This window comes from Citrobacter sp. wls826, assembly GCF_005281245.1.
GTDB lineage: Bacteria > Pseudomonadota > Gammaproteobacteria > Enterobacterales > Enterobacteriaceae > Citrobacter > Citrobacter braakii.
The window spans coordinates 92,121-102,517 of the sequence record NZ_SZWS01000063.1 but is presented as its reverse complement, the minus strand read 5'-3'; the positions used below and the strand labels follow the sequence as shown (position 1 = coordinate 102,517).

Genomic DNA, 10,397 nt, shown 5'->3' with positions numbered 1-10,397 from the left:
AAGCATGCCGCCTGCCGCTAACAGCGTCATGGAGACGATCAGCATCCGACGTTCAAACATATCGCCAAGTGGTACTAAAAACAGCAGGCCGGCGGCATAGCCGAGCTGGGCCGCGGTGACGATAAAGCCAGCGGTGCTGGCCGATAGCGAAAAGTTACGTGCGATAGTGTCGAGCAGCGGCTGCGCGTAATAGTTACTGGCGACGGCGAGGCCGGTGGCGATAGACATTAACAGGATCAGCGAAGGGCTAAGTCCCTGAGTGGTTTTCGTCATGGTTTTCAACTGAAAAATGGGTTGCAGAAAACAATCATAACGTAAGTGATTAAATGTTGCTGATTTGTTGGGTGATGGATTGTGCGGTTGGGAGGAGGGCGTGTAGGCCGGATAAGGCGCATCGCGCCACCATCCGGCATTGGTGTGATGGCGCTAGGCTTATCAGACCTACGAGGGGGTTATTTCTGCGCAGCCAGCGCTTCTTTCACCCAGCCATCAAACTGTTGCTGGTGGGCTTTGATCCAGCCGTCAACGTGACCCTGCACGTCGGCTTCAGATGCTTTCCCGTCGTGCATCATCGCGTTCTGCGCGTTGATATCCGCCAGCGGCAGCTTCATGACGGCAAACAGTTTCGCCGCAGCCGGGTTTTTCTCCGCCCAGGCTTTGTTGGCGACGATATGCATAGTGTTCACCGGGAAGCCGTAGTTGGCGCCGTTTGGCAGCTTGGTATCAATGTCTTTCTGCTCGCCTGGCAGGGAAGAGAACGGCACCTGCAACCAGACCACATCTTTACCCGGTTTCATTACGTCGCTCACCCAGTACGGTGTCCAGGTGTAGTAAAGAATGGGTTTGCCTTCTTTAAAGCGGGTAATGGTGTCAGCCATCATCGCCGCATAGTTACCGTGGCTGACCTCGACGGTTTTTTCCAGATCGAAGGCTTTGTTCTGGTGGTTGATCACCGCTTCGCAGCCCCAGCCCGGCGAGCAGCCCATCATGTCTGCTTTTCCGTCGCCGTTGGTGTCAAAGATTTTGGCGATCTTCGGATCTTTTAACTGGGCAATGTTGGTGATTTTATACTGCTCAGCGGTTTTTTTATCGATCAGATAACCTTGCGCGGCACCCGTAACGAATACCCCCTCGCGATAGAACTTTTTGTCTCCGCCCGCTGCGGCATACATATCATCATGCAGCGGCTGCCAGTTCACAGCGGTAAAAGTTGCATCGCCAGAGGCAATGGAGGTATAGCCGACGTTGTAGTCAACTTCGCTTGTTTTGTTAACGGTATAACCCAGTTTCTCCAGCGCACGGGCGACCAGTTGCGTCTGGAAGGATTCTTCAGAGATAGTGCTCTGGATTGGCTGTACAGTGATGCCTTTGCCTGGCAGATCGGCAGCGAAAGTGCTGGTGGAGACAAGGGTGGCAAACGCTGTGGCAATAATGACGTTCTGTCGCATCGTTGTTCCTTAATTATTGGAGGGACGTATAGGCCCGGTAAGCAATACGCCACCGGGCAGCGGGTGAATTACTTCGTGAATGGGCGAGTGATAAGCCCAACGGGACCGGTGGTGTACCAGCGACGGTTGCCACGGCTACGGGCGTCGCGACCGACAGCCTGCGTCAGGCGGTCGAGAATGATGGCGAGGATCACGATCCCAACTCCGCCGACGGTGGCAAGCCCCATATCCAGACGACCGATTCCGCGCAGAACCATCTGACCCAGTCCGCCGACGGCGATCATCGACGCGATGACGACCATTGAGAGCGCCAGCATCAGCGTCTGGTTGACCCCGGCCATAATGGTAGGCATCGCCAGCGGGAGCTGGACTTTAAACAGCATCTGGCGCGGGCTGGCGCCAAATGAGCGCGAGGCTTCAATCAAGTCGGCTGGCACCTGGTTAATCCCCAGAATGGTCAGACGCACGATTGGCGGCAGGGCGAAGATAATCGTCACCACCACGCCCGGGACGTTGCCGATACCAAACAGCATGACGATCGGCACCAGATAGACGAACGCAGGTGTGGTTTGCATGGCGTCCAGCAGCGGACGAACAATTTTTGCCGCCCGTGGACTGCGCGCCAACCAGATCCCCATCGGTAGACCGATCACCACGCAGAACAGCAGCGCGGTTAGTACCAGCGCCAGGGTGATCATGGCCTGCGACCACGCGCCGATGGCCCCGATTGCAATCAATGAAATCAGCGTAGCAACGCCCATTCCAACGCCGGAAATCTGCCAGGCAATCAGAGCGAACAGGATAATCGCCACCGGGGCAGGCATACCCAACAGAAGCTGCTGGAAGCCGTTCAGAATATAATCCACCGGGACTCGAATGCCCTGGAAGACCGGACGGAAATGGGTAACGACCCAGTCGATCCCTTCTGTGACCCAGCTATCCAGCGGGATCAGCGTTTTATGGAACGGATCCATAATATTGAAATGCTCTGGCGCCGGCGCGGGTGCGCTGGTCAGCCAGTCTGCGCCACCGCCGTCAGCTGGCGCGCCTGATGGCGTACTCCAGGCATCGGCGGTTTGTGCGGCACTGTCGGCCGCTGGTGTGGTATCCCACGGATTGGTTTGATCAGCCATTGTTTGCCCCCTCACGATCTAAAGCCTGTAACAGCATGCGTTTTGAAATGATGCCCACATACTGTTGTTCCTCATCAACAACCGGCACCGCGCACGGGGCCTGGCCGACATGAGAAAGCAACTCGCTGAGAGGAGTTTGCGCATCCACGGCTAACGGCTCATCGATCAATGCCGCTTCAATACCTTGCGCCTGACTTAATGCTGTTTTTAAAGAGTCGATAGAGACAACGCCGACGAATTTATTGCCGCGCTCGATCACGTAACCATATTCGCGATCTTTGTCCTGCAATAATTGCAGCGCTGAACGTGGACCGACCCCGGGCGTTTTACGAATTAAACCTTCAGGGCTACGACGTGAAATATCCTTGGCACTAAAGACCTGGCTAATATCAACGCCGCGGAAGAAGGTGCGTACATAATCATTGGCCGGATTATTCAGGATTTCATCTGGCGTGCCGACCTGGACCACTTCACCGTTTTGCATAATGGCAATTCTGTCGCCAATACGCATAGCTTCGTCGAGATCGTGGGAAATAAAGACCACGGTACGTTGATGTTTCGCCTGTAGTTTTACCAGTTCATCCTGCATCTCGGTACGAATTAACGGATCGAGGGCAGAAAAGGCCTCATCCATTAATAAGATGTCAGGGTTAATGGCTAATGCACGGGCGAGGCCCACACGCTGGCGCATCCCTCCGGAAAGTTCATCCGGGTATCCGTGAGCATAATTCTCCAGACCAACCTGACGCAGCGCATCTAACGCTTTTTCACGACGTTCATCCGCGCCAACACCGGCTAATTCCATGCCGAATGCCGTATTGTCCAGGACCGTCATGTGCGGCATCAGGGCAAAGGACTGGAAAACCATCGCAATCTTTTTTCTGCGCACCTCGCGAAGCTCTGCATCGGATATCCGGGCGATGTCTACGCCGTCAATCAATACTTGCCCGCGGGTGGGTTCAATCAGGCGATTGAGAAGGCGTACCATTGTGGATTTACCCGAACCGGATAATCCCATGATGACAAATATCTCGCCTTCTTCAATGGCCAGACTGGCGTTCTTAACGCCAAGCGATAGCCCTGTTTTATCCAGAATCTGCTCTTTTGAAAGTCCTTTTTCAATATATTTGAAGGCTCTCTGCGGATGCTCTCCAAATATCTTATAGAGATTTTTAACTTCTAATTTAATTGCCATGCAATAGAATGATTCCTGTTATTTGTTTATATCGATATATTACCTGATGGAAATAGTGACCTTTTTCTACCCTAACATACTGAGAATCTGAGACAACCCTGAATTTGTTTGTGGCACGAATATTGCTGAAGGCCATGTGGCGGGACTTCCCGTGATATAAGGGCTGAGCGCGAATGTGAATGGGGTAATATTTTTTGTAAATGGCAATGAAAAGTCGCCTGAATTGCTGAAATGCAGGCGAATAATGCGGCTGATATTGAGTGTAGATCACACAATTATATTTGCACGACAAAAGTGTGATCCTGTTAAAATATTTCCGCGAAAAATGTACGGTATTTCCCGCGGAAATGAGTGCTAGAAATTCCAGTCGTCGTCTTCGGTTTCGACAGCTTTTCCCATCACGTATGATGAGCCGGAACCCGAGAAGAAATCGTGGTTTTCGTCAGCGTTGGGCGACAGCGCGGCAAGGATTGCCGGGTTAACCTCCGCCATTTCTGGCGGAAATAATGCCTCATACCCCAAATTCATTAATGCCTTATTGGCGTTGTAGCAAAGGAAGGCTTTGACGTCATCCACCCAGCCGGTTTCTGCATACAATTCTTCCGTATAACGCGCTTCGTTATCATACAATTCCATCAGCAGGTCGAGGGCAAAATTCTTTAACTCCTCGCGTGCGGATTCAGAAATGTGCTCCAGACCTTTTTGATATTTATAACCAATGTAATACCCGTGAACTGCTTCATCACGAATGATCAGACGAATGAGATCGGCGGTATTGGTCAGTTTTCCGCGGCTGGAGAAATACATTGGCAACCAGAAGCCGGAATAGAACAGGAAGGATTCCAGAAATACGCTGGCAATTTTTTTCTTCAACGGTTCGTCGCTGGCGTAATGTGTCAAAATGATCTGCGCCTTGCGCTGGAGTGGGGTATTTTCTTCACTCCACGCGTAAGCCGCATCCACGTCTTTGGTCTGGCAAAGAGTGGAGAAAATTGAGCTGTACGAACGGGCGTGCACCGCTTCCATAAAGCTGATATTCGATAGCACCGCCTCTTCATGCGGCGTTAACGAATCGGCCATCAATGCTGGTGCACCGGCTATGTTCTGAATAGTGTCGAGCAGCGTCAGCCCGGTAAAAACGCGGATAGTCAGCTGCTGTTCGGCGGCGTTCAACGTTTGCCAGGCCGGGATATCGTTGGAGAGCGGGACCTTTTCCGGTAGCCAGAAGTTACTGGTCAGGCGATTCCAAACCTCGAGATCTTTATCATCCTCAATCTTGTTCCAGTTGATGGCACTCACGCGGGATAATGTCATGTTGTCCTCCTTACAGCGCGCATGACACGCAACCTTCGATTTCGGTTCCTTCCAGCGCCAACTGGCGTAGTCGGATGTAATACAGCGATTTGATGCCCTTACGCCAGGCGTAAATCTGCGCTTTGTTGATATCGCGAGTGGTGGCGGTATCGGGGAAAAAGAGCGTCAGTGAAAGCCCCTGATCGACATGCCGCGTTGCTTCAGCGTAGGTATCAATGATTTTTTGTGGACCAATCTCGTAGGCATCCTGATACAAGGCCAGATTCTCATTGGTCATAAACGGGGCAGGGTAGTAAACGCGCCCGGTTTTGCCCTCTTTGCGAATCTCCACTTTTGACACGATCGGGTGAATGCTTGATGTCGCATGGTTGATGTAGGAGATAGAACCCGTTGGCGGAACCGCTTGTAAATTCTGGTTATAAATGCCGTAGCGCATGACATCTTCACGCAGCTGCGACCACATTTCGCGCGTTGGCAGCGTAATGCCGCTGGTGGCAAACAGTGTGCGAACCTTGGCGGTTTTTGGCTGCCAGTCGCCCTGCAGATACTGGTTAAAATACTCACCGCTGGCGTAGCGGGACTGCCTGAATCCGGCAAAGGTTTTGCCGCGTTCCCGGGCGAGCTTCATCGACGTATTCAGCGCATGCCAGGTGATGGTGTAGAAATAGAGATTGGTGAAATCCAGCCCTTCAGGTGAGCCGTAGGCGATACCTTCCCGTGCCAGATACCCGTGCAGGTTCATCTGCCCAAGACCGATAGCGTGCGATGCGCTGTTCCCGGCCTCAATTGAGGGTACGCTGCGGATATGGCTCATGTCCGAAACGGCCGTTAAACCGCGAACCGCCGTTTCCACAGTGCGCCCAAAGTCTGGCGAATCCATGGTATGAGCGATATTCAACGAGCCGAGGTTGCAGGATATATCGTGCCCTGTTTGTGCGTAATTGAGGTTTTCATCGTAGGTGGAAGCGCTGTTAACCTGCAAAATCTCCGAGCACAGGTTGCTCATATTGATACGACCGGCAATCGGATTGGCGCGATTCACCGTGTCTTCAAACATGATGTAAGGGTAGCCGGACTCGAACTGGATCTCGGCCAGCCGCTGGAAGAAATCGCGGGCGTTAATGTATTTTTTGCGCACTCGTTTGTCGGCAACCAGTTCGTCATACCGTTCAGTTACGGCGATATCACCGAATGGTTTGCCGTAAATTCGTTCCACGTCATACGGTGAAAACAGCGCCATTTGGGCATTTTCTTTGGCTAACTGGAAGGTGACATCCGGGATCACCACACCAAGCGAGAGCGTTTTGATACGGATTTTCTCGTCGGCGTTTTCACGTTTGGTATCGAGAAAACGCAAAATATCCGGATGATGCGCGTGCAGATACACCGCGCCCGCACCCTGACGCGCCCCTAATTGATTCGCATAAGAAAACGCATCCTCCAGCATTTTCATTACCGGGATCACCCCAGAGGACTGGTTCTCAATGCGCTTAATGGGCGCACCCGCCTCACGCAGGTTAGAGAGCAAAAATGCCACGCCGCCGCCGCGTTTGGAGAGTTGCAGCGCCGAGTTGACCGCCCGTCCAATTGACTCCATGTTGTCTTCAATGCGTAACAGGAAGCAGGAAACCAGCTCGCCGCGTTGCTGTTTACCGCAGTTTAAAAAGGTTGGCGTGGCGGGTTGAAAACGCCCGGAGAGCATTTCATCGGTCAGTTGCAGAGCGAGCGCTTCATCGCCCTGCGCCAGCGTGAGCGCCACCATCGTTACGCGATCCTCAAAGTCTTCGAGATAGCGCTTCCCGTCGAACGTTTTCAGCGTATAGCTGGTATAGAACTTCCATGCGCCGAGGAACGTCTGGAAACGAAATCCGCTGGCGTGGGCGTGGGCGAATAGCTTCAGCACAAACGCGCGATCGTAGCGGGCTAACACGCTGGCATCGTAATAGCCTTCATCCACCAACGTGTCCAGACGCGCCTGCTGGCTGGCAAACGCCACCGAGTTGGGGCGGACGTGGGCGGTAAAGAATGCCTCCACCGCCTGATGGTCTTTGTCGAACTGAATGCGCCCGGCCTTATCGTACAGATTCAGCATGGCGTTCAGGGCGTGATAATCCAGCGTCTGCTGTTCTACACGTTCTGTGGTTGTCGTTGCCAAAATTCGCTCACTCCTTTTTGCACGTTGTCGATATCGCTTTGGGTGCCCATCAGCTCAAAGCGATAGAGCCACGGCACGCCGCATTTTTGTGAGATGACATCACCCGCGCGACCGTAGGCGTCCCCGAAATTGCGATTGCCGGAGGCGATCACTCCACGGATTAACGCCCGGTTGTGCGTATCGTTTAAAAAGCGGATCACCTGTCTCGGGACCGCGCCAGCTGTACCGCCGCCACCGTAGGAGGGCACGATTAAAATGTAAGGTTCGTCTACCCGGATCCGCTCGCGTTCGTTAAGCGGAATGCGGATGGCAGGCAGCCCCAGACGCTGCATGAAGCGGTGCGTATTTTCGGAGCTGCTGGAGAAGTAGACGAGCTGACTCATGCGCTGGCCACTTGAGGAGCCGGGCGCAGACGGTTGATCATGTCCGGGCGAAATCCTGACCAACTGGTTTCCCCTGCGACCACGACCGGTAATTGACGAAAGCCTTGATCGCGCAGGCGATCCGCCATATCAGGGTGTAAATCGACGTTTACCATCTCAAAGTCAAACCCGCGGCTTTCCATCGCCCGCTTAGTGGCGTGGCACTGAACACAGTTGTTACGAGTGTAAATAACAATGCGCATGATTCGTATTTCCATCTAAAAGTAAAAGAATGACGCGATAGAGGGCGTCAGGTTGTGTGTGTCTTGATAGAGGAGATACTAGATGTAGTTTTAAAAAGATTCAACCATACAAGATATGGTAATTTTAGATTGATGAGGGCATGGGTGATGAGCGTGACGGAGGAAGTGATAGAAACTATGGCAGGTTGCCGGATGGCGTTTATGTCGCCATCCGGCAGCGCAGAATCACATGCGCATCCCTACCGCCAGACGGTTAAAGCAGTTCATCAGGCTAATAGCAAACGTCAGATCGCTAATCTCTTTCGCGCTAAAATGGTCGAGCAGCGGCAGATAAACGTCATCTTCGGCATGGGTGTTGGCTATATGGGTGACGGATTCGGCCCACGCCAGTGCCGCACGCTCCTGCTCGCTGAAGTGATGACTCACCCGCCAGCCTGCCAGCGCGTCCAGTTTGGCCTGCGCAACACCGGATTTGCGCAGCGCCTTACTGTGCATTTCCAGGCAAAAGGCGCAGCCGTTGATTTGCGAGACTCGCAGGTAAATCAGTTCCGTCAGCGTAGGTTCCAGCGCGCAGTTTTCCAGCGCTTTGCTGGCCTGAACCAAAGCGTTATAGATTTCAGGACTGAGTTCATAATAGGGCTGGCGTAACATTGTCATGGTATTTCTCCTCGTTTGGATGACCCGCAATGTAGCACTATAATGGACTGCTACAGAGAGCCATATTGTTGCCAAAAAAGCAGACCATAAATGCCACGCTATCAGCATATCGCCCGTCAGTTAAAAAACGCCATTGAGAAAGGTGAACTAAAGCCAGGCACAAGATTGCCCTCCAGTCGGACCTGGGCCCAGGAGCTGGGGGTATCACGTTCGACGGTGGAAAATGCCTATGCAGAACTGGTGGCGCAGGGCTGGCTCGCGCGACGCGGGCAGGCAGGAACATTTGTCAGTGAGCAACTGCGACCGGAAAACGCACCTGTGTCTCCCGCCATCTTCGCCGGAGAAAACCCCAGGCCGCAGCCTTTTCAGATGGGATTACCCGCACTCGATCTCTTCCCGCGGGACGTCTGGGCGCGGGTGATGGGGCGGCGTTTACGCACCCAAACGCGTTTTGACCTGGCCGTGGGCGATGTTTGCGGCGAACGGGTTTTACGTCAGGCGATTGTCGATTACCTGCGCGTCTCACGCAGTATTGAGTGCCAGCCGGAGCAGATTTTTATTACTTCAGGTTACGCGGCATCAATGACGTTAATCCTGCGCGCTCTGTCTCAACCCGGTGAGGGGATGTGGGTCGAAGATCCTGGCTTTCCGTTGATTCACCCCGTGGTGGCTCAGGAGCGCATTGAGCTGATGCCGGTGTCGGTTGATGCCGATGGTCTGGATGTCTGTGCTGGGATCCGTGACTACCCGCAGGCGCGTTTTGTGCTGCTCACACCCGCACACCAAAGTCCGCTGGGCGTCGCCCTGTCATTAGACCGTCGCCACCAACTGCTTGAATGGGCGACTCGGGCGCAGGCGTGGATCATTGAAGATGATTACGACAGTGAATTTCGCTACCACGGCAAACCGTTGCCGCCGCTAAAAAGTCTGGATGCGCCCCAGCGGGTGATTTATGCCGGAACGTTCAGCAAATCGATGTTTCCGGCTTTGCGCACGGCATGGCTGGTGGTACCCCTGACTCAGGTCGAACATTTTCGTCAGCAGGCGGCGCTAACGGCCTGTAGCGTTCCGGTTTTATGGCAGCAAACGCTGGCGGATTTTATGCAAGATGGCCACTTCTGGCGGCACTTAAAACGTATGCGCCAGAATTATGCCCTGCGACGTCAATGGATGGAAAACGCGCTGAGCGAACAAGGATTTAACGTCATTCCTCAGGAAGGAGGGATTCAGCTGGTGATAACTGTCGACGGAGATGATGTTGCGCTAGTGCGCAAAGCGAATCAGGCCGGGCTGGCGGTTCAGGCGTTAAGCCGCTGGCGAATAACTTCAGCAGGAAAGGGGGGAATATTGTTGTCGTTTACCAACATCATCTCGGTGGAAATGGCGCAGCAGGCGGCGTATCAACTGCGGATGTCGCTGACATAATTCTGCGCGGTTCTTAAGATATTCGTCCCACCATCGCCACTCGTTTATGGACTTTTCTGAAAGCGTTGCTAATGCTGAATCAGGTAAGGTAAGCCCGCAGTAAAAAAGATAACGAGGAAAAATATATGTATTTACGACCTGATGAGGTGGCGCGCGTACTTGAAAAAGTGGGCTTTACCGTCGATGTAGTGACGCAAAAAACGTACGGCTATCGTCGTGGCGAAAATTATGTGTACGTTAACCGTGAAGCACGTATGGGACGTACCGCATTAGTTATCCATCCCACGCTAAAAGAGCGCAGCTCTTCGCTGGCGGAACCTGCGACGGATATTAAAACCTGCGATCACTACCAGCAATTCCCGCTATATTTAGCCGGAGAGACTCACGAACATTATGGTATTCCGCACGGCTTCAGTTCGCGAATTGCGCTTGAGCGTTATCTGAG

The 10,397-nt window shown here is 53.2% G+C and carries 11 protein-coding genes; 2 read left to right on the top strand and 9 right to left on the bottom strand.

The window, feature by feature from the left end; all coding sequences use genetic code 11:
- From FDW87_RS23120 to FDW87_RS19550, 9 genes are all read right to left on the bottom strand, one after another.
- Positions 1-273: MFS transporter (locus tag FDW87_RS23120; protein ID WP_349290615.1), on the bottom strand; the 273-nt coding region annotated here is incomplete at its 3' end.
- A gap of 179 nt (positions 274-452) precedes the next feature.
- Positions 453-1,448 carry a glycine betaine/L-proline ABC transporter substrate-binding protein ProX gene (gene proX / locus FDW87_RS19585; protein ID WP_016154154.1) on the bottom strand — a complete coding sequence of 332 codons (996 nt, stop codon included), beginning with the start codon at positions 1,446-1,448 and terminating at the stop codon, positions 453-455.
- A 68-nt stretch (positions 1,449-1,516) separates the two neighbouring features.
- A complete protein-coding gene (gene proW / locus FDW87_RS19580; protein ID WP_016157302.1) occupies positions 1,517-2,581 on the bottom strand; it encodes a glycine betaine/L-proline ABC transporter permease ProW in 1,065 nt (354 codons plus the stop codon).
- Complete coding sequence (gene proV / locus FDW87_RS19575; protein WP_016157301.1) at positions 2,574-3,776, bottom strand: glycine betaine/L-proline ABC transporter ATP-binding protein ProV; 1,203 nt, start codon at positions 3,774-3,776, stop codon at positions 2,574-2,576. The genes proW and proV overlap by 8 nt, the downstream gene beginning before the upstream one ends.
- 354 nt (positions 3,777-4,130) lie before the next feature.
- Positions 4,131-5,090 carry a class 1b ribonucleoside-diphosphate reductase subunit beta gene (gene nrdF, locus FDW87_RS19570; protein WP_016157300.1) on the bottom strand — a complete coding sequence of 320 codons (960 nt, stop codon included), beginning with the start codon at positions 5,088-5,090 and terminating at the stop codon, positions 4,131-4,133.
- A 10-nt stretch (positions 5,091-5,100) separates the two neighbouring features.
- Entirely contained in the window at positions 5,101-7,245 is a 2,145-nt protein-coding gene (gene nrdE / locus FDW87_RS19565) for a class 1b ribonucleoside-diphosphate reductase subunit alpha (protein WP_075847555.1), read from the bottom strand.
- On the bottom strand, positions 7,218-7,628 hold the full coding sequence (gene nrdI / locus FDW87_RS19560; protein WP_016157298.1) for a class Ib ribonucleoside-diphosphate reductase assembly flavoprotein NrdI: 411 nt from the start codon (positions 7,626-7,628) through the stop codon (positions 7,218-7,220). The genes nrdE and nrdI overlap by 28 nt, the downstream gene beginning before the upstream one ends.
- Positions 7,625-7,870: a glutaredoxin-like protein NrdH gene (gene nrdH / locus FDW87_RS19555; RefSeq protein WP_016157297.1), complete on the bottom strand. Its 246-nt coding sequence runs from the start codon at positions 7,868-7,870 to the stop codon at positions 7,625-7,627. Before nrdH ends, nrdI begins: the two co-directional genes overlap by 4 nt.
- Positions 7,871-8,095: 225 nt before the next feature.
- Positions 8,096-8,527, bottom strand: a complete 432-nt coding sequence (locus FDW87_RS19550; RefSeq protein WP_094168699.1) for a carboxymuconolactone decarboxylase family protein — start codon at positions 8,525-8,527, stop codon at positions 8,096-8,098.
- A 90-nt stretch (positions 8,528-8,617) separates the two neighbouring features.
- On the opposite strand from FDW87_RS19550, the gene FDW87_RS19545 reads away from it, so the two are divergent.
- Positions 8,618-9,952, top strand: coding sequence for a PLP-dependent aminotransferase family protein (locus tag FDW87_RS19545; protein WP_137380084.1), 1,335 nt, complete (start codon positions 8,618-8,620; stop codon positions 9,950-9,952).
- A 125-nt stretch (positions 9,953-10,077) separates the two neighbouring features.
- Positions 10,078-10,397: DUF2002 family protein (locus FDW87_RS19540; RefSeq protein ID WP_137380094.1), on the top strand; the 320-nt coding region annotated here is incomplete at its 3' end.

Coding starts and splice junctions, on each gene's coding strand:
- proX (WP_016154154.1), bottom strand. CDS start 1,448: ATGCGACAGAACGTCATTATTGCCACAGCGTTTGCCACCCTTGTCTCC.
- proW (WP_016157302.1), bottom strand. CDS start 2,581: ATGGCTGATCAAACCAATCCGTGGGATACCACACCAGCGGCCGACAGT.
- proV (WP_016157301.1), bottom strand. CDS start 3,776: ATGGCAATTAAATTAGAAGTTAAAAATCTCTATAAGATATTTGGAGAG.
- nrdF (WP_016157300.1), bottom strand. CDS start 5,090: ATGACATTATCCCGCGTGAGTGCCATCAACTGGAACAAGATTGAGGAT.
- nrdI (WP_016157298.1), bottom strand. CDS start 7,628: ATGAGTCAGCTCGTCTACTTCTCCAGCAGCTCCGAAAATACGCACCGC.
- nrdH (WP_016157297.1), bottom strand. CDS start 7,870: ATGCGCATTGTTATTTACACTCGTAACAACTGTGTTCAGTGCCACGCC.
- FDW87_RS19550 (WP_094168699.1), bottom strand. CDS start 8,527: ATGACAATGTTACGCCAGCCCTATTATGAACTCAGTCCTGAAATCTAT.
- FDW87_RS19545 (WP_137380084.1), top strand. CDS start 8,618: ATGCCACGCTATCAGCATATCGCCCGTCAGTTAAAAAACGCCATTGAG.